At 38.9% G+C, this 21,395-nt stretch carries 22 protein-coding genes; 12 read left to right on the top strand and 10 right to left on the bottom strand.

The window, feature by feature from the left end:
• Nucleotides 1–197: 197 nt before the first annotated feature.
• A complete protein-coding gene (locus A3775_RS21795; RefSeq protein ID WP_066383040.1) occupies nt 198–1,181 on the top strand; it encodes a hypothetical protein in 984 nt (327 codons plus the stop codon).
• A 49-nt stretch (nt 1,182–1,230) separates the two neighbouring features.
• Nucleotides 1,231–2,310: a hypothetical protein gene (locus A3775_RS21790; RefSeq protein WP_066383038.1), complete on the top strand. Its 1,080-nt coding sequence runs from the start codon at nt 1,231–1,233 to the stop codon at nt 2,308–2,310.
• 416 nt (nt 2,311–2,726) lie between these two features.
• Here the strand turns inward: A3775_RS21790 and A3775_RS21785 are convergent, their stop codons facing one another.
• From A3775_RS21785 to A3775_RS21775, 3 genes are all read right to left on the bottom strand, one after another.
• The gene (locus A3775_RS21785; RefSeq protein WP_066383036.1) at nt 2,727–3,998 is read right to left on the bottom strand and encodes an MFS transporter; all 1,272 of its coding nucleotides are present in this window, start codon (nt 3,996–3,998) and stop codon (nt 2,727–2,729) included.
• Nucleotides 3,999–4,230: 232 nt separating this feature from the next.
• The gene (locus tag A3775_RS21780; protein WP_066426775.1) at nt 4,231–4,698 is read right to left on the bottom strand and encodes a MarR family winged helix-turn-helix transcriptional regulator; all 468 of its coding nucleotides are present in this window, start codon (nt 4,696–4,698) and stop codon (nt 4,231–4,233) included.
• Between the two features lie 256 nt (nt 4,699–4,954).
• Nucleotides 4,955–6,580 carry a glycosyltransferase family 39 protein gene (locus A3775_RS21775; protein WP_066426774.1) on the bottom strand — a complete coding sequence of 542 codons (1,626 nt, stop codon included), beginning with the start codon at nt 6,578–6,580 and terminating at the stop codon, nt 4,955–4,957.
• Nucleotides 6,581–6,689: 109 nt separating this feature from the next.
• Between A3775_RS21775 and A3775_RS21770 the strand changes: the two genes are divergently transcribed.
• From A3775_RS21770 to A3775_RS21760, 3 genes are all read left to right on the top strand, one after another.
• On the top strand, nt 6,690–7,337 hold the full coding sequence (locus A3775_RS21770) for a class I SAM-dependent methyltransferase (protein WP_066383029.1): 648 nt from the start codon (nt 6,690–6,692) through the stop codon (nt 7,335–7,337).
• A gap of 89 nt (nt 7,338–7,426) precedes the next feature.
• Entirely contained in the window at nt 7,427–7,936 is a 510-nt protein-coding gene (locus tag A3775_RS21765) for a hypothetical protein (RefSeq protein ID WP_066426772.1), read from the top strand.
• Nucleotides 7,937–7,961: 25 nt separating this feature from the next.
• Entirely contained in the window at nt 7,962–8,849 is an 888-nt protein-coding gene (locus A3775_RS21760) for a hypothetical protein (protein ID WP_066383024.1), read from the top strand.
• A 91-nt stretch (nt 8,850–8,940) separates the two neighbouring features.
• Here the strand turns inward: A3775_RS21760 and A3775_RS21755 are convergent, their stop codons facing one another.
• From A3775_RS21755 to A3775_RS21735, 5 genes are all read right to left on the bottom strand, one after another.
• Nucleotides 8,941–9,723, bottom strand: coding sequence for a hypothetical protein (locus A3775_RS21755; RefSeq protein ID WP_066383283.1), 783 nt, complete (start codon nt 9,721–9,723; stop codon nt 8,941–8,943).
• 151 nt (nt 9,724–9,874) lie between these two features.
• Nucleotides 9,875–10,099 (bottom strand): 30S ribosomal protein S21, encoded by a 225-nt coding sequence (gene rpsU / locus A3775_RS21750; RefSeq protein ID WP_066383022.1) that lies wholly within the window; start codon nt 10,097–10,099, stop codon nt 9,875–9,877.
• Nucleotides 10,100–10,213: 114 nt separating this feature from the next.
• Nucleotides 10,214–10,525 (bottom strand): RNA-binding protein, encoded by a 312-nt coding sequence (locus A3775_RS21745; RefSeq protein ID WP_066383020.1) that lies wholly within the window; start codon nt 10,523–10,525, stop codon nt 10,214–10,216.
• Between the two features lie 200 nt (nt 10,526–10,725).
• A complete protein-coding gene (locus A3775_RS21740) occupies nt 10,726–11,592 on the bottom strand; it encodes a 3'(2'),5'-bisphosphate nucleotidase CysQ (RefSeq protein WP_066426770.1) in 867 nt (288 codons plus the stop codon).
• Nucleotides 11,593–11,594: 2 nt separating this feature from the next.
• Nucleotides 11,595–12,461 (bottom strand): sugar kinase, encoded by an 867-nt coding sequence (locus tag A3775_RS21735; protein ID WP_066426768.1) that lies wholly within the window; start codon nt 12,459–12,461, stop codon nt 11,595–11,597.
• Nucleotides 12,462–12,635: 174 nt separating this feature from the next.
• Between A3775_RS21735 and rsmI the strand changes: the two genes are divergently transcribed.
• Complete coding sequence (gene rsmI / locus A3775_RS21730) at nt 12,636–13,493, top strand: 16S rRNA (cytidine(1402)-2'-O)-methyltransferase (RefSeq protein WP_066426766.1); 858 nt, start codon at nt 12,636–12,638, stop codon at nt 13,491–13,493.
• A 43-nt stretch (nt 13,494–13,536) separates the two neighbouring features.
• Nucleotides 13,537–14,247, top strand: coding sequence for a Uma2 family endonuclease (locus A3775_RS21725; protein ID WP_066426764.1), 711 nt, complete (start codon nt 13,537–13,539; stop codon nt 14,245–14,247).
• Here the strand turns inward: A3775_RS21725 and A3775_RS21720 are convergent.
• Nucleotides 14,244–14,444, bottom strand: a complete 201-nt coding sequence (locus tag A3775_RS21720; RefSeq protein ID WP_066383011.1) for a hypothetical protein — start codon at nt 14,442–14,444, stop codon at nt 14,244–14,246. The two genes, A3775_RS21725 and A3775_RS21720, sit on opposite strands and share 4 nt — an antisense overlap.
• Nucleotides 14,445–14,908: 464 nt before the next feature.
• On the opposite strand from A3775_RS21720, the gene mnmE reads away from it, so the two are divergent.
• The 4 genes from mnmE (at nt 14,909) to A3775_RS21700 (ending at nt 19,653) form a co-directional block, all read left to right on the top strand.
• A complete protein-coding gene (mnmE, locus tag A3775_RS21715) occupies nt 14,909–16,300 on the top strand; it encodes a tRNA uridine-5-carboxymethylaminomethyl(34) synthesis GTPase MnmE (RefSeq protein WP_066383006.1) in 1,392 nt (463 codons plus the stop codon).
• A gap of 183 nt (nt 16,301–16,483) precedes the next feature.
• Nucleotides 16,484–17,254, top strand: a complete 771-nt coding sequence (locus tag A3775_RS21710) for an SDR family NAD(P)-dependent oxidoreductase (RefSeq protein WP_066426761.1) — start codon at nt 16,484–16,486, stop codon at nt 17,252–17,254.
• Between the two features lie 167 nt (nt 17,255–17,421).
• On the top strand, nt 17,422–18,591 hold the full coding sequence (locus A3775_RS21705) for a DUF262 domain-containing protein (RefSeq protein WP_066383001.1): 1,170 nt from the start codon (nt 17,422–17,424) through the stop codon (nt 18,589–18,591).
• A 24-nt stretch (nt 18,592–18,615) separates the two neighbouring features.
• Entirely contained in the window at nt 18,616–19,653 is a 1,038-nt protein-coding gene (locus tag A3775_RS21700) for an MAE_28990/MAE_18760 family HEPN-like nuclease (protein ID WP_231867054.1), read from the top strand.
• 70 nt (nt 19,654–19,723) lie between these two features.
• Here A3775_RS21700 and A3775_RS21695 read toward each other — a convergent pair whose 3' ends face one another.
• Nucleotides 19,724–20,449, bottom strand: a complete 726-nt coding sequence (locus A3775_RS21695) for a cytochrome b/b6 domain-containing protein (RefSeq protein WP_066426758.1) — start codon at nt 20,447–20,449, stop codon at nt 19,724–19,726.
• Between the two features lie 64 nt (nt 20,450–20,513).
• Between A3775_RS21695 and A3775_RS21690 the strand changes: the two genes are divergently transcribed.
• Nucleotides 20,514–21,338, top strand: coding sequence for a DNA adenine methylase (locus A3775_RS21690; protein WP_066426755.1), 825 nt, complete (start codon nt 20,514–20,516; stop codon nt 21,336–21,338).
• Nucleotides 21,339–21,395: the final 57 nt, after the last annotated feature.

The following is a 21,395-nucleotide window of genomic DNA, read 5'->3' as shown; positions in this document are numbered from 1 at the left end:
GTACCATTAAGCTATCCCAACAATCACCAACAATGGTCGCAGACCACTCATACTTTCAATGAGTATAAGTTATTGCGCCTATTTCAGCAATAATACTGCGTGAACAATCATGATCAAAAGGCTACCCTGATATCTGCATGGGGTAGTTCTTGGTATGGCTTGCTACTCAATCACTACATTTTTAAGGGAGTGGAAATATGACAACAGTTGCCATTAAAGATAGTAAACAGCAACTAATACAAGCATTTCAACAAATTATTACAGAACAGAAGCAACTAGAATCAAAAATTGCTACGAAACAAGAAGAAGCAGATAAAGCCAAAAATCAGGAAATTTTAGCTGTTGCTTCCACCTACACCGTTGATAGTATTGTCAAAGGTTTAGCAGATTTACAGTTAGAATTTGGTAGCACTATCAATTCCCTATCTGAAAAATTAACGACAGAAAACGCCAAATTAGACGAACTCAATCGGGCGATAGACATTGAAACCCAACATCTACAAGAGTTGCAAAAAATTAGAATTGTTGCTGATGCTTTGGATATCTTAAATCAGGAACATCAAGAAAAGTTAAAAACTTTAGAGCAAGATATTGCAAGTAAGCGCGAAATCTTAGAAAAAGAAATATCAATTAAGCGCAAAGATTGGCAAAAAGAACAAGCAGAGTATGAAGAAGCACTACAAGTTTATGAAGATTCGTTAGCCAAGCAACGCCAGCAGGAACAAGAAGAATATCAATATAAATTAACCACCTCTCGTCAACTCAACACTGATAACTACGAGTCAAAAAAACGTCTTTTGGAAAGAGAAATTTTAGAAACCACACAACAAAAAGAAAAAGACTGGACGGAACGGGAAAAAGTCATTGCAGAACGGCAAAGTTTATTTAATGAATATCAACAAAAAGTAGCAAACTTCTCTAAAGAATTAGAAGAAGCGATTAAGAAATCCAGAGAAGAAGCCATTAAAGAAACCAGCCAAAAAGCTAAAGTTGAAGCCGATTTATTTGAAAAAGAATGGGAAGGAAGTAAGCAAAGTTACGAATTACAAATACAAGCTTTAGAAGAAACGATTCAAAAACAAGCTGAACAAATAGAAAGTATTTCTACCCAACTGCAAGCCACATTGAAACAAGCACAAGACTTAGCAATGAAAGCTTTTGATAGTTCAGCATCTAAATAATTTTACAGTAAATTTGCAATCAATTGTGTGTGAATAATAAGGGGTTTCTATGGCAGCCAAAAAATTAACAGAAAAAAATACCAAAGCGGAAATTTTACAAGCTTATGAGGATTTGATTAAAGAAGCTTCAGCAATGAGAACGCAACTCAACCAAGCTGTAAAAAATAACCAGGCTGTCAATAAAGAAAAACCCAAAACAGAAGCAAATCAATTTATGAATAAGTCTGCTACCTTCCAACAAAGAATGAATGACACAATTGAAAACTTAGTCAAAATTCAGTTGGGTTTTGGTAGTGCTGTCAATGAACTGTCTGAAAAACTAACTACACAAGCTTCTCGTTTAGGTGAAATTAGAAAAGCCGTAGAAACTGAAGTTGAGCAATTAAAACAGTTGCATAATCTAGAGATATCTGACAATACATTAGATGCACTGATTACCACCTACGAAGATAATGCTAAAGCTTATCAAGAGGAGTTTAGCCAGCGTGATGAATTACTGACGCAAGAATTACTAGAACAAAAGAATACTTGGAAAAAAGAACAAGAAGAATACCACAGCAGAATCAAAGAATGTCATGAAAATCTTAATAAAACTCGGCAACGCAACGCAGCAGAGTATAAATATAATTTAGAACGTCAGCGTCAACTCGAACAAGAAGAATATGAACAACAACAAAAAGCGTTATATAAACAATTAGAAGATTTACAACAGGAAACAGACAAACAGTGGGCTGAAAGGGAAAAAACAATTTCTGAACAAGAACAGAAGTTTGAAGAGTACAAAGCTAAAGTAGAAGCATTCCCCAAAGAGAAAGAAGCGGCGATTAAAAAAGCCACTGAGGAAGGCAAAGGCATTGCTAACTACCAAGCTAAAGTCAAGGCTGATTTATATGCTAAAGAAGTGGAAGGGCAGAAGCGTTTTTATCAACAGAGATTGCAGTCTCTAGAACAAACAATTACTAATCAAGAGACACGCATCCAAAATCTGTCTAAACAACTAGAATCAGCACTCAAACAAGTTCAAGATTTGGCAGTGAAAGCAATTGAAGGTACTGCTAATGTGAATTCTTATCAAGCTATCAAAGAAATAGCTTTAGAGCAAGCCAAAAGCCAAGTAAAAAATAAATAAATCTTGTCGGGTATCTTCTTAGGTAACAATAGTTTTAGAGACGTAACACCTATTACGTCTCTTTTACTTTTTATGTATATTTATTTAATGGTCAGTTTTCTTGGGTCTACCATTATTTAGTGGTTGTTTTCTACCATTGTTGGGTTGATTTACTTTTTTGTTGGATGCTTGGTTGGAGTTGGGTTGTTGGCTAGACATAAGACGCAGTTGTGTAATAAGTGACAAGTTGAACTACAACTAGGATATGACTATTTCCAGAAAAGTGTCAAAGGTTTTACTCTTGAGTGCAATTATTCTCAGAGGGTAGCAATTACAAGTAGGGTAGAGATACCCTACAAATGTAGAGACTAAGCATGGCTAGTCTCTACAGTACAGAATTCAGAGCAGCTTCGTGAAAAAATGGTATTACACCAATATTAAGAATTTTTGGGAATTGCTATGATTCCTTTCTGTTCGTAAATTGGCTGGACTAATTTCTTTAAACTAGGCAATTTTTTGTAAAAAATTGCAGAACCAATAATACAGGCTATACCATCAATAATTAAGGTGTTGGGCGCACCAATACGACTGGCTACTGCACCACCTAATAAACTCCCTAAAGGTATCATCCCTAAAAATGACATGGTGTAGAGGCTCATTAATCTGCCGCGTTTATCTTCGTCTACTATGGTTTGCAGAAATGTATTACTAGCGGCTATTTGTAAAATTGTTCCTAAGCCTACAAATAACATTGTAAATAGAGACAATGGTAAATATCTGGATGTAGCAAAAGCTATTAAACCAACACCTAAAATTGTGGGTGCGATCGCAATTAATTTACCAATTCCTAAAATGGTTCTACGGGTTGCTAGATAAATTCCGCCTGTTAATGCTCCTAGTCCTGATGCTGCCATTAAAAATCCTAGAGTTTCTGCGCCACCTGCTAAGATTTCTTCGGCAAAGATTGGCACGAGAATCATATTTTGTAGCCCCATCAAACTGACTAAAGCTGATAACAATAAGATGGCACGAATTGGGGGAAAACTAAAAGCATAGACAAATCCCTCTTTGACTTTTTGTATGGGATTACCAGCACTGACTGACATTTCCCAAGGTTTAACTTTCATCGCTAATAAACCGGCGATGACTGCTATATAACTCAATCCATCAATTAGAAAACAGTAGGCTATACCAACGCTAGCAATTAATACACCACCAATGGCTGGGCCGATTAATCGCGCTCCATTAATCATAGTTGAGTTGATGGCGATCGCATTCGCTAAATCTGCTCTACTTTCCACCAATTCAGGGACAAATGCTTGGCGTGCTGGTGCATCTAAAGCATTAATAAATCCTTGGAACAAGCTTAAAACAATAATATGCCAAATTTGAATCACACCAGTAAAAGTCAGTCCAGCTAAGACTAGCGACTGCACCATTGCTAAAACTTGTGTACCGATTAAGGTACGATATCGGGAAAATCTATCAACAAATACTCCCCCAAATGGGGCTAGAAAAAAGTTAGGAATTTGACTGGTAAATCCGACAACTCCTAACATTAATGCTGAGTTTGTTAAATCATAAACTAGCCAAACTGTCGCTAGTTGTGTCATCCATGTACCAATTAGAGATATTCCCTGTCCCCCAAAAAACAGGCGATAGTTCCTTGATCTAAAGGCTGGTATGTTTAGCCAATTTTGCCTATTCATGAATTATTTTGACTGATAAATAACAACTGAATTACCTCAGTTCAACACTAACGCCCACAGATATTTTTTTATCTAACTCGTGGGGTGTATTCTGAGTGATAAAGTATTAAATAATTAAACTGCTTAATTTTCATTGACTATCATTTTTTCCACATTTATTTAGTATACGTAATATTATCCAGTCATTAAACCTGAGATGACTTCACCCAAGAGGATGATTAAGTCAAAATACCTAAGAAAGATTAGCGATCGCCCGATTTAAAATCTGAGAAAATAGTTCACGTTCCGCCCCAGCAATTCCCTGCATTGCTTCCTCACGCAACTCGGCGGCAATTGGTGGTAAAATTGTTTCTAATTCCTTACCTGCATCAGTTAACCAGATTCGCCAGATACGGCGATCGCTTAAATCTCGTTCTCGACGCACTAAACCCCGTTCTTCCATCCGATCTAATACACCCGTGAGTGTACCGCCAACTTGTTGGAGTTTCTCCCCAATGCTGGATGTAGGTAAACCGTCTTCTTGCCATAAACAGCATAGAACTAACCAATGAAATGGCGTTAATCCAAAGGGTTCTAATCTATCCGTAAACTTGCGGGTAAGCAATTGTGAAAGTAATTTGATTCTGTAGCCTAAATTGTAAGGGGCGAGGTTTTGCCGCCATGATTCAGAATTAGGAGCATCATCGGGTTGAGCAATCATTGGCTGATTACTTAGTGTACGTAATATTATCATAAGTTGATTTAATATTTTTGGCAATGTTAGGACTTACGGAACATCTGGACGAAAAGCTGATTATTGCGTAAGTCCTGATCATGTCCGATTGAACACTGATCATATTTGTTAGGACAGGAATAGAGAAGGAGCAGAGGCGCACAGGGCAGAGAAGATTTGATCCCAATGCCCAAAAATTTTTGAATTTTGAATTTTGAATTTTGAATTGATGTGTCCCCAGTCCCTATTCCCTAGGTAAAATTTGAATTAATTTGTAGTCTTGAATTGCACCGATAACGCGAATAGGTGGGGATGATTCCGAGGATGATGGTTTATACACCCAAGCATAGCTAGAGGCTGGTAGTTGGCTAATGGTTTCTACTTTTTGTCCGTGAATGGGGGTGTAAAATCGAAGTAACACAGCGTTTTTACCGCCCAACTGCACAGAATGAATGGGGTGGGTTTGTAAAATAGAGGCGATCGCAGGTTTTTGTAAAAAAGTTCTGTAAGCAGGGTTATAATCACTCAACAAACCCCAGCTACCAACCACCGCTAATGCTAACCAACAGGGAAGCAACCAACCAGCTATCCAATAACCAGCCGTGAGAAACTGACAACCAAAATGGTAACGGCTAATCCAGACTAGAGGTAGAATTAACCAACTTAATCCTACAATTAAACCGAGGGTGGCGTATTGGCGATCGCCCCACACAAACACACCTATTGCTGCTAACAAAAATAAAATCCCTAATCCACCGCCAGCATAACTGAGAATTCGCGGCAGATTTCCCTTGTTTAAAATGGTTTTTTTGTTCACATATCCCATCTGATAAATTTTGCTTAACCAGTCTAAACCTATCGCCGCTAATAAAGCGATAAACGGATATAGCGCAAGACTATAATGAGATAAACGAGTGGAAAAAATACTTAATTCAATAAATAAAACCACTGGAAAACCCACCAGTATTAATTGATAGCGAGGAATTGGGCGACGGATAACTAAAAATAATCCTAACAGGCTAAAAAATACCCAAGGAAAAGCTTTTAAAGGTACATTCCACAGATAAAATATAATCCCATTGCCAGCACGCTCTTTAGAGCCTAAATCGACAACAAAACCAGACAAAGCCGCTATACTATTATTACCGTAGCGTTGCCAATTAAACCATAACCACATCAATGTCGGCATGAAACCGACAAGTAAACCGAAATATAAAAACGGGTTAGTCAAATGACGATGGCGACGATGTTCACCCACTAAATAAGGTAATAAAGCGACAGTAGGTAAAACAATCATAAAGCTTCTCATCAAAAAGCCTAAACCGAAACTTAAACCAGCAATCAAACCTAAAATATATCGATATTGCGGCTGTAATTCTGATTGTATCAAGGCATAAATCGCCAAAAGTACCAAAAAAATCATTGGTACATCAGGAGTACCTAACCGACAGTATTGTAACCAGAGAAATTCTACACTTAAAATCAACCCAGCTAACAAAGCTAACTTTTTATTTAAAATAATTCTGCCGATTTCATAAGTTAATAACAGGCAAAAAACACCCAGAATCATATTAGGTAATCTTGTACTAAATTCGCTGATTCCTAATAACTTATAAAAAGCAGCAATTAACCAGTAAAAACCAGGGGTTTTATGATGAGCATTACCCCAAGGTGCTATCCAGTCGCCAGAATCAAACATCTGGCGCGCTCTCCAAGCATAAAGCCCTTCATCATGAGCCATGACGCTATTTTCGCCAGAGTTGAATAGCAATAAGGGGATAGTCCAAACTAGCAAACTCAGATAAGGGAATATTGCTGATTTACTGATTTCCCGCCAAACAGGTGGCAAGGATTGTATTCTATACAACATGAAATCCTGGGTAAATTTGCTTGAGTAAGTAACTGTTAAAATATGTTAAAGAGAACTTGTTTAAAAGAATATCTGAAGTTGCACAATTTTAGCGAAAAAGTTTTTCAGTATGTTGCTTAGACCAGATCAACGTTTAAAATTAGATGACACTGATGATCAGCTGTTTTATGCTTATCCCCGCTTCGTCACCCATGTTGATGAAGGTTTTATCCAACAGCTAACGGATTTATACAGGGAACGACTGCAACCCAACAGCCGTATACTAGATATGATGAGCAGTTGGGTGTCTCATCTACCGGAAGAAATCCAGTTTTCTCATATTGAAGGACATGGACTTAATGCGGAGGAATTAGGACGGAATCCCCGGTTAAATCATTACTTTGTGCAGAATCTCAACGAAAATCCGGCTTTACCGCTACCAGATCAAGATTTTGATGCGGTGATTAATTGTGTATCTGTACAATATTTGCAATATCCAGAAGCTATCTTTTCAGAAATTCACCGCATACTCAAACCGGGTGGGGTGGTAATTATCAGCTTTTCTAACCGGATGTTTTTCCAAAAAGCAATACAAGCTTGGCGAGATACGTCTGAATTAGGGCGAGTGGAGTTAGTCAAACGCTATTTTGCGTCAGTACCGGGATTTACGCCACCAGAAATTATTGTCAAGAAGTCCACATTACCGAATTTTTTACAGTGGTTAGGCGCGCCTGGGGGAGATCCCTTTTATGCAGCGATCGCCTACCGCAAACCCTGAGATAATTATCAAAAAGTAAATTTTTTGGCTATAACCCAACAGCAACACAGATAATTGCCTCAAAGCTCAACCATAAGGAGAAGCTAAAGATGATAGTTCCTCGTACACGTAGGATGTTCGCGGCTGTTTTGCTGTCAGTTTTATTACTGACAACAGCTTGTACTCCCAAAGCACCAGGGCGTTTTGATCAGGTACAACAAGAAAGTAGCCGTCAAAAAACCGGACAAGCAGTTGCTAAAAATGCTACTCAGGGGAGTGAGTTCAATAAATTCTTCCCCAGTGAAGAAGATGGTTATCAGCGAGTATTTACCCAAGAAAAGAAAGGCTTTGCGGAAGCGAAGTTAAAAAAAGACGGTAAAGAAGTGGCGATGTTATCTATTTCTGACACCACCAGCACACCGGGAGCAGCTGCGAAATTTTCCAATAGTACCGAAAAAATCGCAGATTATCCGGCGGTAGAAGTAGGTAATACCCAAACTGCGGTTTTAGTCGGCAAATATCAGGTAAAAGTATTATCTCGTTCACCGTCATTTACAGCAAGCGATCGCGCCGATTGGATAGAAAAGTTTGATCTTGATGACCTAGCTAAACTGCAATAACAACATCTAACATTAGGAGACAATTGTGAGTAAACCCATTTTTGAGTTAGTTGATCAACTCCCAACTAGCAGCTTGACTGTTTCGCTGTTAAACGCCTTAGATTTTGTTGCTCCTGGTGAATGGCAAAATACTGTCGGCTTTGTGAATACGATTAAAACTGTCACAGGTGAAACTGATGAAGCCTTAATTCAGCAGATTGGTGAACGGGCAATTTATCTTTATAATGATAAATCCCAAGGCTATCAAAGAGCAATGTGGCTGTATCAAACCGTTGACGGTACAGATAAAGTTTTAGGTGCAGCCGCTTTAGCTAACAAAATTGGGGAAAAAATCCCACTTTTGGGGTTTTTAAACTCAGTAACTCCGAAAGCAGACAAAGCCCAAACTATCGATTTATGCCTGAAAGTAGTAGCTGAATTAGTCGCTTTCTGCCAAATTAACGGTATTCCTGGCGATAGCATTGGTGATTTTGTCGCTTCTCTAGGCGAGTATAGCGGTGAATCACTAATTCGCATGGTAGCATTAGTTTGTGTTGATGGTTTGATACCTTTGGGGCCTGATTTCATCAATAAAGCTTTGTCTATGTTGAATCAGATGAATCCTCAAGAATTGCAGCAAAATTCCACTTTCCAAACCATGCAAGATGCAATTCCAGGTAATAGTGCTGGGAGTAAACTTAATTTCATAGGCGAAAGTTTTGATGCTGTTAAAGGTTGGATGAGTGGTGTTGTTATCGGCAATAATTTAAATCCTCAAAGCGTTGTTAGTCACTTGCAAGGCTTTATGGAAATTGCTGATGATAAGTTAGACTACCTCGCAGCATTTTTAGATGTCGCCACTAATTACTACGAACACACAGGAACACAAACCCTCGCCCGGCGTTTAATTGAACGCGCTGTAGCTGAGATTTAAGTCAATACCGAAAATTTTCGTAGGGTGCGTCAGATGTCAAAAATCTGTTGATTGTTAAGGAATTATCTACTCTGACGCACCCTACATCAGACTAGGGCTTCCTCTCGGAATTCTGCACAGGTAAGTTTAAATTAGCAGCGATCGCATCTAAATAAGGTTGAAAAATCGCCAAACTTTCCAGGTTTTCAAAGCTACCCCGCACCGCACCCGGAGCAAAACTTGTACTCATCACGTATAGTGTGGTACCATCATAAGTAACATGGCTAATCTGCTGCTCTTCTACTCCCCCCTCCGGTTTAATTTTTAAATAACCAGAGCGGATACCCGGTAGTTTACCAATTGTTATCTGTTGCGGTGGATAAGTAGAAACAATAACTTTATTAGCATTGTTGGCTTTACCTTTGTTAGCAACAGTAGCATAAAAATCTGTCACCCAAGCTTCTAAAGCTTTGCTTACCTGATTTTGGTACTCATTATTTTGGTTATTTGCAGGAGACCCGAAAGGAATACCAACTGCTGTTAAATGCTTTTGAAAATCTGGATTATCTTTAACTGGGTAAACTTCTAGTTTCACAGTTCCCACAGGTTTACCATTTGCCGAAACACACAACAAAGAAGCGTTATCTTGACAGGGTAAAACTTGCCAACCATCAGGGGATGCAGTCTTACCCAACACTGTCAGCCAAATATTTTCAGTGTTGACGCTGGAATCAGTTGGGGAATTGCTGGCAGACGTAGGCGTGGCTGTCGGTGATACTAGATTATTAGATGGTGTTTCTGGCTTTTGAGACGATTGGGGTAATACAAATCTAGTTCCTATGGGGACTACAACTAATAAAACCGCACCGATTAATAGATGATAAACACGCAGCATTTTTTTAAACCCAAATAAAAAGATTGCAGATCCCACGTTTCTACAAATCTTTTAGTATCTATAGTAATATAGTTAATAAGTAAGTCAACTTGAAAAAAAGTAATACCCAGATCCCCGACTTCTCAAAGAAGTCGGGGATCTAAAAGTCTAGCTATTTGTTGCTGGTGGAATTATTGGCAGTTTGTCTGTAGTAAGAGCGACTTCTATGATTTTGCTTATGCCTCGCAACTGCTTTCCGCTTTTCTTTTTCTAGCGGTGTCTCAAAGTGGCGTTTTTTCCGCATATCTTGGAAAATTCCCGCTTTGGCAACTTCCCGTTTAAATCTCCTTAACGCTGATTCAATCCCTTCATTCTCTCCTAAAACTACTTGTGTCATACTCATTCCTCCTTTATGTGAATGAATAGTGGAAACCTGGAAAAAAATATTCCAGCAGAGTCGAGCTTTTAGCTTTATCTGCTGGAGACTCTGGAGTTTGTTTTCTAAAAACTTTTAGTAGCGTCGGCCGCGATTGTTATTACCCCAACCACCACCACCACCACCACGAGAAGAAGTTCTTTCTTCACGGGGTTTAGCCTTGTTTACCTTCAGATCCCGCCCCATCCATTCAGCACCATCCAGTGCTTCAATAGCAGCAGTTTCTTGGGCTTCTGTTTCCATTACGACAAAGGCAAACCCACGAGGACGGCCTGTTTCACGGTCAGTGGGTAGCTGAACGCTGTTTACTTTCCCATATTCTGCGAAAGCAAGCTTCAGGTCTTCCTCTGTAACTTGATAGGACAAGTTACCGATGTAAATTGACATATAATGTCTCCGAATTGAGCAAATGTAGAGAGTTAAATTCGGAGAGACGCTTTTTAGAAACCAAAAGAAGTAACTCAACCGAAAATAATTCTGATATCTACCAGCATAACACAGTGATTCGATCTTAGCTGTGAAGGACTAGCTTCTTGGGACAAAATTTTTAGGACTGTTTGTTAACACACAAATTCATAAAATTTTAATTATTCCCCCAACTGAGCTAATATTCTGGCGGCTTCCTGACATAAAATCTCATGATATTGACCGTTACTAGCTAATAAATCTCCCCATTGACTGATGTCGCCAGTGTTGTATTTTAAGAAATTTCCATTACAATGGGTGAATTTACCACCGGCTTCTGTTAAAATTAGTTCCGGTGCTGCTATATCCCAATCTTTAGGGGCAGATTTGCCAGAAATCGAAATGTAAACGTCGGCTTGTTGTTCCAGAATTGTGGCAATTTTACAACCGACGCTACCAACGGGTTTATGATTGCCAAAAGGTAAATTTTGTAATAAATAATTTAATCTGTCATTACGGTGAGAGCGACTGACAACGATAGTTAAATCTTCTATAGGTTTAGTGTTTTGACTAGGTAGTTGGATTTGAGTAACACCATTGCGGGTTTCGACAAATGTGCCGCCGCCTTTGGTAGCGTAATATAATTTCTGTTGTTCTGGTACGGCGACTACTGCTAAAATTGGTCTATGGTCTTTGACTAAGGCGATGTGAACTGCATAGTCCCCGGTTTTGTCAATAAAATCACGAGTACCGTCGAGAGGGTCGATAATCCAGACCCAATCAGGTGTAGACTCTGGATTTTGATTGAGTTGATTTTTATAGGTTTCTTCGCTGATGTAAGCAAAATCTTTGTCACCCAAGGCGGTTTGTAGTTGTTCGAGGATGTATTGACTGACAGCTACATCAGCAACGGTGACGGGTTCATTTTGTTGATATTCGACTTTCAGGTTAGAGTCGGTAGCCGTGCCGTGATAATAAGATTGTAAGATGTCTGCGGCTCCCCAACCAACGGCGCGGGCGATCGCCAGTATTTCGTTTAAGTCTTTCATGATTACTCACTCCTCTCATCCATCCAGCGACGTGTACCAAAATATTGACAAGCTTTCGCCGCAATTTTCGCCGCTTGGTCGAGGGCATCGGTAAAACTGGCTTGTAAAATATAATGGCAAAAAGCACCGTGAAATATATCTCCAGCCCCTAGTGTATCAACTGGTTGGATACTAGGAACAGCGATCGCTCCAATTTTACCATGACTACAGTAGGTAATTGGCTGTTCGCCGTGGGTGATGGCGATGTGAGGAATTCCTAAACCGCGCAGATAATCAATAACCTCTGTTTCTGAGTTACAGTCAGGAGGGCGAAAGTTAGCTGAACAAATAGCGTAATCTACTAAGGGTAAGACTTCTTGAAATCCAGGTTTCCAACTACCACCATCAATAATTATCGGGATATGATGCGCCTTTGCCATTTGTGCGATCGCATATCCCACTGGCATCTGATGACCATCGATCAGCACTACATCTATATTATGTAAGATATTTGCTGGGATAGCGGCAACACTGGCTGGAGTTTTCACAGCGTTGAGCGAAATTACCGCCCGTTCCCCGGTGGATTGGGTGACAATAATTGATGATACAGGTGGTGGTGTGTTGACGCTAGGATCAAGGTCAACGATACCTATATGATATTGAGTTAAATCTCCTCGAATTAACTGCGTCATCGGGTGCGAACCCAACACACCTAAAAGCGTTGCTTGATTTCCTAAATAACTAAAAGTTACCGCCGCATTGGTAGCAGGCCCCCCTGCTGCTACAGTGTAGTCAGATGCGACTAACTTTTGATTATTTTGCGGAGCAGATGCAGCTAAGTAAATTAAGTCTACAGTGATTAAACCGATGAATAAACCATGATTAGTCATAAATCAATTCAAAATTCAAAATTCAAAATTCAAAAATTTTTTCTACCAAATTAATATGAAGCTGCCTAAAATCAAATATCAAGCATAATTGAACGCAGATGGACGCAGATAAACGCAGATAAAAACAGATAAATCATTCTAATTCCCCCTCATCTTCCTCATCTCCCTTATCTCATGCAGACAGAACCCAAACCAGGAACACTATATATAGTTGGTACACCTATCGGCAATTTAGAAGATATCACCTTGCGGGCGGTGCGGATTTTGCAGGGTGTGGATTTGATTGCGGCTGAAGATACGCGCCATACTGGTAAACTATTACAACATTTGCAGGTGAAAACACCGCAAATCAGTTACCATGAACATAATAGTAGTAGTCGTATCCCGGAAATTTTAGAGCATTTACAAACTGGAAAAGCCTTAGCTTTGGTGAGTGATGCGGGTATGCCGGGAATTTCTGATCCTGGTTATGAATTGGTGAAAGCTTGTGTTGAGGCACAAATTCCTGTAGTTCCTATCCCTGGCGCGAGTGCAGTGATTACGGCTTTGAGTGCGGCGGGTTTACCTACAGATAAGTTTGTGTTTGAGGGATTTTTACCTGCGAAAAGTCAGCAACGACGGGAACATCTGGAGGCTTTACAGACAGAATATCGCACTATAATTTTATATGAATCGCCGCATCGATTGCGAGATACTTTACAAGACTTAGCAGAGATGTGGGGAAGCGATCGCCAAATTGTGCTGGCAAGGGAGTTAACTAAATTGTATGAGGAATTTTGGCGAGGAAGTATAGGAGATGCGATCGCCCATTATCAACAACGAGAACCCCAAGGAGAGTATACCCTAGTCGTAGCGGGAAATCCACCGAGTCAACCGCTACTGACAGAAGCACAATTACGAGCCGAATTAGAACAGTTAATGCGTCAAGGAGTATCGCGATCGCAAGCTAGCCGACAATTAAATCAATATACTGCCTTAAACCGTCGTCAAGTTTATCAAATTGCTCTGTCAATTGTTCTTGATCCTGAGTGAATTTTGCTAGGCTAAACTTATAAGACTGTAGAGACTTGCTGCTATGTCTGTAGCTAAAGATGTCACCACCCCAGAATATGTTATCTTTCCACCAGGAGATTTATACAGTGACGAGCCACCTTTGGAAAGTTATCTACATTTACAGCAAATAATTTTATTATTAACCTGCTTGGAATGGTGGTGGCAAGACCGCAATGATTTTTTTGCGGCGGGTAATTTGACGATTTTTTACAGTCCCAAACAGTTAAAATCAGAACAATTTCGGGGGCCTGATTTTTTCGTCGTGCTGGGAACGGAACGCAAACCCCGTAAAAGTTGGGTAGTCTGGGAAGAAGAGGGAAAGTATCCCAACGTGATTATAGAACTATTATCAGATTCTACTGCCGCCACTGACAGAGGCTTAAAAAAACAAATTTATCAAGATATATTCCGCACCCCGGAATACTTTTGGTTTGATCCCCATAATTTAGAATTCGCTGGGTTTGTGTTACTCGCTGGTAAATATGAGCCTATCACACCCAACCCCCAAGGTAGGTTATGGAGTCAGCAGTTAGAGTTATTTTTAGGGGTTGAACAGCAAAGTTTACGGTTTTACACTGCGGAAGGGGAACTTGTACCCACACCACAAGAAGTAGCACAGCAACAGATGCAGCGTGCTGAGGAAATACAGCAAGTTGCTGAACAAGAAAAACAACGCAGCGATCGCATGGAAGCGAAGCTGCGAGAATTAGGTATAGATCCAGATGCGATTTAGTTATCTTCAGGTAAAACCCATTTTGGTGGTTCCATCATTTTACGCCTGAGACGTTCTTCGGCGATCGCTAGCATTTGGTCTAAAGAAGTCTCAGCAATGAATTTAGACGCAGCTTCTCTATATTCAATGTTGGGACATTTATCACCCAAAACGCAACCGTTAACGCAAGCTTCAGCGCAGTTAATTTTCTGCTCCACAGTCAATTCCTCTCTAATTCGGGCTTTTTTCTACCCTCAAGGTTAATTTTACCTTGGCTATTGTTTACAAGTTAGTCTAAATAGTTGCAAAAAACATAGACAAATATCTCATGCCTTTCATTTGCCGGGAATAATCCCGACGGGGCGAACTACAACGCCCTATATCCCTAGACTAAAAGCTGTCGGGACTACTTTGCGTAAAATATTCAAACTACCCTTACCATTTTAGAATAATAGTCATTGGTCATTAGTCATTAGTTATTAGTCATTAGTCATTGGTCATTAGTCATTAGTCATTAGTCATTAGTCATTAGTCATTAGTCATTAGCTTTTCTCCCCTGCTCCCTCATCTCCCTCATCCCCCTCATCCCCCTCATCCCCTCATCCCCCTCATCCCCTCATCCCCCTCATCTCCCATTCCTGTTACTCTATCCTTATATAATCTCTGGCTCAAAAGGTAGCTCATGTCCGAACTGTTGGCGACAACTGGAACTATTGCCGCGATCGCTACTGCTGTTGTCCCGCAACAGGGTAGTGTAGGTATTGTGCGGGTTTCTGGTTCTCTAGCAATGGCGATCGCTCAAACTTTGTTTTATACTCCAGGTAAGCAAGTTTGGGAAAGTCACCGCATTCTCTACGGTAACATCCGCCATCCCCAAACGCGACAACTGGTAGATGAAGCCTTGTTACTGATCATGAAAGCACCTCGTTCTTACACCCGTGAGGATGTGGTGGAATTTCACTGTCATGGCGGAATTATGGCTGTGCAGCAGGTGTTACAGTTGTGTTTGGAAAATGGCGCAAGACTGGCGCAACCGGGAGAATTTACCCTGCGTGCGTTTTTGAATGGCAGATTAGATTTAACCCAAGCCGAAAGTATCGCCGATTTAGTCGGAGCTAAATCACCCCAAGCGGCTCAAACTGCTTTAGCTGGGTTACAGGGAAAATTAGCTTATCCTATCCGTCAGTTACGCGCTCACTGTTTAGATATTTTGGCAGAGATTGAAGCGCGGATTGATTTTGAGGAAGACTTACCCCCGTTGGATGATAAACACATCATATCAGAAATTGAAAACATTGCCGCAGAAATTTCTAAATTATTGGCAACGAAAGATCAAGGGGAACTGCTGCGTACAGGGTTAAAAGTGGCGATAGTCGGTCGTCCGAACGTGGGTAAATCCAGCTTGTTGAACGCTTGGAGTCAGAGCGATCGCGCCATAGTCACCGACTTACCGGGGACAACCCGCGATGTCGTCGAGTCGCAGTTAGTGGTGGGAGGAATTCCGGTGCAGGTGCTAGATACCGCAGGAATTCGGGAAACTGCCGACCAAGTAGAGAAAATCGGAGTCGAGCGATCGCGCCGTGCTGCCAACACAGCCGATTTAGTCTTATTCACCATCGATGCAGCCACAGGTTGGACAGAAGACGACCAACAAATTTACGCACAAGTAGAACACCGTCCATTAATTCTGATAATTAATAAAATTGACCTAGTAGAAAAGTCAGTCATTGATACTTTAAAATATCCCCAAAACATTAATAAAATTGTTTACACAGCCGCCGCTCAAAATCAAGGTATTGAGAGTTTAGAAACAGCTATCTTAGAAATAGTTCAAGCTGGAAAAGTTGCTGCTGCTGACATAGATTTAGCCATTAACCAAAGACAAGCAGCCGCACTCACACAAGCTAAAATTGCTTTAACACAAGTACAGGCGACAATTGCCCAAAAATTACCCTTAGACTTTTGGACAATTGACTTAAGAGGCGCAATTCAAGCACTAGGAGAAATCACCGGCGAAGAAGTAACTGAATCTGTACTTGATAGAATCTTTAGTAAATTTTGCATCGGTAAATAAATCTGTTCATCCACTAACAGTAAACATCATGAATATCCAAGTAAAATTATTCAAATTAAGTTTGTAGTAAGGGCTTTAGCCCTTTTCTTAGGACTAAAGTCCTTACTACAAACTTTAATCATTTACGCCATGTACTTACCTGAAAACAAGCTTTTTAAAAACTAACAACTAGGTTGATATAATATGAATTTTATTGATGAAATGAATCATAACAATGCTTTAATTGTAGGAGCAAGCCAAGGAATTGGTTTAGGGTTTGTAAAAAAACTTCTACAAAATGACAGAATCAACAAAATTTATGCAACCTATCGCCAACCAGAAGCAGCTTGTGAATTAATAGACTTAGCTGATAAATATTCTAATCGTTTAACTTGTCTGGTAGTAGACATTACCGATGAGTTGCAAATTGCTGAAGCTATCCAAAAAATCCGAACTCAAATTAATCAACTTCATTTAGTAATAAACTGTGTAGGTTTACTACATGAAGGAGATTTACAACCAGAAAAAAGTTTAAGACAAATTAATCCAGAAAATCTTTTACGTTACTTCCAAGTAAACAGTATTGGTGCTGTACTTTTAGCGAAACATCTTTTACCATTATTTCGCCATAATGACACTGCTGTTTTTGCGACTATATCAGCTAAATTAGCCAGTATTGGTGATAACAAACTCGGTGGATGGTATGGTTATCGCGCCTCAAAAACAGCATTGAATATGTTTATGCGAAATGTGGCGATTGAATATGGTAGAACTTGCCCAAATGCGATAGTTGTAACTTTACATCCTGGTACAACAGATACCAGCCTTTCTCGTCCATTTCAACGCAACGTAGCTGCTGATAAATTATTCTCAGTTGAACGCACTGTTACCCAATTATTAGCCGTGATTGAAAAACTGAATAAAGGCGATAGTGGACAATTTTTCTCATGGGATGGAAGTAAATTACCTTGGTAGTTTAATCAATAGTTGTCTTGCTGACTAATTATTACTAATCTTCATAAGATAAATGAAGTCTATCATTTCTTAAAAATTAACCTGTTCCGAATTTTTACATAAAAAATGATAAAATATACTTATGAGATTTATATTGAATAAAATCACTATTGCGCGGGATGTAGTCAATGATACTTGCACCAAATGAACAACAAATGTGGGAGAAATCACCCTATAAAAATAACATCAGGATGTCCGATATTGAGATTAACGAAAAGTATGAATCTGGCGAACAAAGAATACTGACTGAAATGAACCGTGAAAAGTTGCCAAGCTTTGTTGCAGCTTTAAAAAAACCTGGATATATGGATGTACGTCCTTTTTACCAAAGAAGAACTCGGTGGGATGAAACAATGCAATCAAGACTCATCGAGTCATTCTTGATTAATATTCCCGTTCCTCCAATTATTCTTTATGAGAAAGAGTTTAACTGTTATGAAGTAATGGATGGTCAACAAAGAATTACTGCTCTTCGTGATTTTTATGATAACCGCTTGAAATTGACAGGACTTGAACTTTGGCGAGAACTCAACGGAAGAACATACGCTAATCTTCCTGCCAAAATTAGAGCAGGTATTGATCGTCGCTCTATATCATCCATAGTTTTGATTACAGAATCAGCATCCAATCCTGAAGAAGCATTTTTATTGAAGCAACTTGCTTTTGAAAGACTAAATACAGGTGGTGTCGCTTTAAGTCGTCAAGAAATACGTAACTGTTTGTATTCTGGAAAATTTAATCAACTTTTACTTGAACTAGCAAATAATTCTATATTTGCGGAGGCTTGGGGAATTCCAATTGATGATGAAAAACAACGTAATAAGAACAATTTATATAAAAAGATGGAAGATGCCGAATTAATTCTTCGTTTTTTTGCTTTACGTCATGTAAATGATTTCCGCCGAGGAATGGAAGGATTCCTTGATCTCTACATGATTAAAAGTCTCAATTTTACCGATGAAGATGTCAATATTCTCAAAAATATTTTTCTCCAAACTATAAATTTAGCACACCAAATCTATTCAGCTAATTTATTTAAGCCTTTTGATCCTACAACTGAGACATGGAAGGAAAAAGCCTATAAAGCTTATTATGATGCCGTTATGGTTGGATTTAGTAGACATTTAGCAAATGCAGATATTTTAGTCCAAAAAAAATTAATAGTGATTGAAGAAACAAAAAGACTTGTTAGAGAAGACAAATCAAAGCTATTTACTGGTGGAGGTCGAACTCATTCTGATATTAAAGAAAGCATCAGATTGTTCGATGAAATGCTATCCCAAGTCATCGCAGGTTAAGAAGCGATGTTTCAGGATATTCTAATGACAGTTAAAGTTAATATTGCTACTGTTAGTTCCATTATTAAAACTAATAATAGGCTGATGGAAATTTCGTTTGCTTCGGGTGCTGTAATAAAAACAGAAACAAGCGAAGAAGCAGACTTAATCCTCAATAACCTGCTGCAAGATATACCGAAAGCAAGAGAGTGGAGAATTTACGACCATTGTGCTGTAGTAACGCGATTATATGCAATTTATGAGCGTTTTGTAGAAGAATTAATTAGTGATTGGTTAATACTTTTACCAGAATTATATCCATGCTATTCAGATTTGGAAGAAACAATCAGAAATACTCATCGGGTGGGAGTGGGAAGATTACTGGTGGAATTGAATAAAAGCCGATATGAACATCTCACTTCTGAGAAAGTTATGCAAGGTTTATTTTATGGAAATACTGGTGAAAAAGAGTATGAATTACTGCCAGATGCGTTTCTTATTCATGAACAGAACTTACGCAGGGAAACTCTAGAAAGATTGTTTGCTAATGCTGGAATATCAAACGCTTGGGTATGGGTAGAAAAACATAGAGCCATCAAACATTTTTTAGAAGAGATTAGAGGAAACCAAAATACTGCGGAAGGGGAACTTAATGAATTTATTAGCTATCGTAACGATGCAGCACACGGTGTGCCTGATGATGTTCTAGGTGCTAGTGCATTATTAGAATTATGCGACTTTATAGATGCTTTATGTGAAGCACTTGCTGAATTAGTCACTTACCAGGTTATTAAACGCAAAAAATTAATAGGTAAGATTCGAGAAGTAGGCACAATTATTGGGTGGTTCAAGAGGGCTAATGCTGGAGTTGCAAAAGTTGCGGAAATTAAATTATCAGTTGGAAACCAACTTTTCCTAGTAAGTGAAGATACATCTTGTTGCTATTTGGTTACTATCAAGAGCCTTCATGTTAATGATAATCCAGTTAATGATTTACAAACAACTACTGGGATGGAAGTTGGCTTGAAGTTTGATTTGAATGCTAAAAAAGGTTTACGTCTGTATCAATTACAGATGGAGTAGTTAAGATTTGGCTTCTGTCATCAACATTTTTATCATGGGATGGAAGTAAATTACCTTGGTAGTTTGATAGTTAAGATGCACCCGCAGAAAATACAGGTAAAATAAACGCCGCAATAATTCCCAGCACCACTATTATTTCCAGAGTTTTTAAAAGTATATAATTTTGCTGCCAATTATGAATTTCTGTTCCCAAATTACCAGTTAAATTACTCCACCAATTACCTAACCGATTTAACCAATGACTAGGGCTATCATCAGGGCGTAACTTTAACAAAAACATCGAGATTAATAAAGGCGCACCACCCACTTTAGCAGACATTAATAGGTGAATTGCTAAACAACAAATCATCACCACCCAAGCTGTCAAATGCAGGTAGTACCAGATATGATTTAACTCTCCGAGGGGTAGCCATTCTTCTTTCATCATTCTGCCAGAAATGACGGCTAACACCGAGGCTAACAGCATCAATGTATTAGCAATTCTCTGCAAGCTAACCCACCATATTGGTTTACCTAGTTGAGTTAAGTTTTGTAAAGTTTGTGCTTGCAGAAGACGTTTTTGCCCAGCATGAAAACTATAAAAAGCGAAAGCTGGTAATATTAGCAGAAAGAATAATGCAAAAGTACCGTGAATACCCTGAATATCATTAACTCTGGGTAAGACTATTTTGCCAAATCTCCCATCGAAGGTATTGTAAACTAAAAATCCGGTAATGATGGCGGCGATCGCTAAAATTCCACTTACGCCATGCAGAATACGTAACCACAAAGGTTGGTAGGGAGCAGAACGAGACATAACAACTCTTTAACCACCGATAAAATAATATACATTATAGAATTATTTGAATATTTGTAAACTGATGCTCAAAAGCCCTCTTAGATATCCTGGCGGTAAGTCAAAAGCAATTAATCAAATAGTTGAACATCTACCAGAAAATTTTACTGAATTTCGTGAACCATTTATCGGTGGTGGTTCAGTCTTTATTTACTTAAAGCAAAAATTCCCGCATCTGAAGTTTTGGATTAATGATTTAAATCAAGAGTTATTTCTGTTTTGGAAAATCGCCCAGTCTGATATATCTCGGCTAGTTGCTGAAGTCCGTCATATTAAAGATAAATATACAGATGGTAAAATCTTATTTACAGAATTAACCAGTGTAGATGTTAATCAACTGTCTGATTTAGAAAGAGCAGTACGCTTTTTTGTCCTCAACAGAATTACTTTTAGCGGTACTGTAGAATCAGGGGGATTTTCTCAAGAAGCTTTTCATAAACGTTTTACTTATTCTTCTATAGAACGTTTGGAAAAGTTAGCAAATATTTTAACTCCAGATATTCAAATCACTAACTTGGATTATAGCGAATTAGTGACCGCAGCAGGTGAAAATGTGTTTTTATTTTTAGACCCGCCTTATGTTAGTGCTACTAAATCTAAATTATATGGTAAAGACGGCAATTTACATACATCTTTTGACCATCAGAGATTTACGGACGTTTTACAAAAATGCCCTCATCAATGGTTAATTACTTACGATGATTCACCAATAATTAGAGAAAACTTTAAATGGGCGAATATCTACGCCTGGGAATTACAATATGGGATGAATAACTATAAGCAAGGACGGGCAAATAAGGGTAAAGAATTATTCATTAATAACTATGAAATTCAATATAAAAAAAATTAATACTCAAATCCCCGACTTCTTTAAGAAGTCGGGGATCTATCCCATAATCATTTTATA

The sequence above is a fragment of the Anabaena sp. 4-3 genome (assembly GCF_001597745.1).
Lineage (GTDB): Bacteria > Cyanobacteriota > Cyanobacteriia > Cyanobacteriales > Nostocaceae > Trichormus.
Note: the sequence above shows the minus strand (reverse complement) of the source record. Positions and strands in the feature narration are given on the sequence as shown.

Coding starts and splice junctions, on each gene's coding strand:
- A3775_RS21795 (WP_066383040.1), top strand. CDS start 198: ATGACAACAGTTGCCATTAAAGATAGTAAACAGCAACTAATACAAGCA.
- A3775_RS21790 (WP_066383038.1), top strand. CDS start 1,231: ATGGCAGCCAAAAAATTAACAGAAAAAAATACCAAAGCGGAAATTTTA.
- A3775_RS21785 (WP_066383036.1), bottom strand. CDS start 3,998: ATGAATAGGCAAAATTGGCTAAACATACCAGCCTTTAGATCAAGGAAC.
- A3775_RS21780 (WP_066426775.1), bottom strand. CDS start 4,698: ATGATTGCTCAACCCGATGATGCTCCTAATTCTGAATCATGGCGGCAA.
- A3775_RS21775 (WP_066426774.1), bottom strand. CDS start 6,580: ATGTTGTATAGAATACAATCCTTGCCACCTGTTTGGCGGGAAATCAGT.
- A3775_RS21770 (WP_066383029.1), top strand. CDS start 6,690: ATGTTGCTTAGACCAGATCAACGTTTAAAATTAGATGACACTGATGAT.
- A3775_RS21765 (WP_066426772.1), top strand. CDS start 7,427: ATGATAGTTCCTCGTACACGTAGGATGTTCGCGGCTGTTTTGCTGTCA.
- A3775_RS21755 (WP_066383283.1), bottom strand. CDS start 9,723: ATGCTGCGTGTTTATCATCTATTAATCGGTGCGGTTTTATTAGTTGTA.
- rpsU (WP_066383022.1), bottom strand. CDS start 10,099: ATGACACAAGTAGTTTTAGGAGAGAATGAAGGGATTGAATCAGCGTTA.
- A3775_RS21745 (WP_066383020.1), bottom strand. CDS start 10,525: ATGTCAATTTACATCGGTAACTTGTCCTATCAAGTTACAGAGGAAGAC.
- A3775_RS21740 (WP_066426770.1), bottom strand. CDS start 11,592: ATGAAAGACTTAAACGAAATACTGGCGATCGCCCGCGCCGTTGGTTGG.
- A3775_RS21735 (WP_066426768.1), bottom strand. CDS start 12,461: ATGACTAATCATGGTTTATTCATCGGTTTAATCACTGTAGACTTAATT.
- rsmI (WP_066426766.1), top strand. CDS start 12,636: ATGCAGACAGAACCCAAACCAGGAACACTATATATAGTTGGTACACCT.
- A3775_RS21725 (WP_066426764.1), top strand. CDS start 13,537: ATGTCTGTAGCTAAAGATGTCACCACCCCAGAATATGTTATCTTTCCA.
- mnmE (WP_066383006.1), top strand. CDS start 14,909: ATGTCCGAACTGTTGGCGACAACTGGAACTATTGCCGCGATCGCTACT.
- A3775_RS21710 (WP_066426761.1), top strand. CDS start 16,484: ATGAATTTTATTGATGAAATGAATCATAACAATGCTTTAATTGTAGGA.
- A3775_RS21705 (WP_066383001.1), top strand. CDS start 17,422: ATGATACTTGCACCAAATGAACAACAAATGTGGGAGAAATCACCCTAT.
- A3775_RS21700 (WP_231867054.1), top strand. CDS start 18,616: ATGACAGTTAAAGTTAATATTGCTACTGTTAGTTCCATTATTAAAACT.
- A3775_RS21695 (WP_066426758.1), bottom strand. CDS start 20,449: ATGTCTCGTTCTGCTCCCTACCAACCTTTGTGGTTACGTATTCTGCAT.
- A3775_RS21690 (WP_066426755.1), top strand. CDS start 20,514: ATGCTCAAAAGCCCTCTTAGATATCCTGGCGGTAAGTCAAAAGCAATT.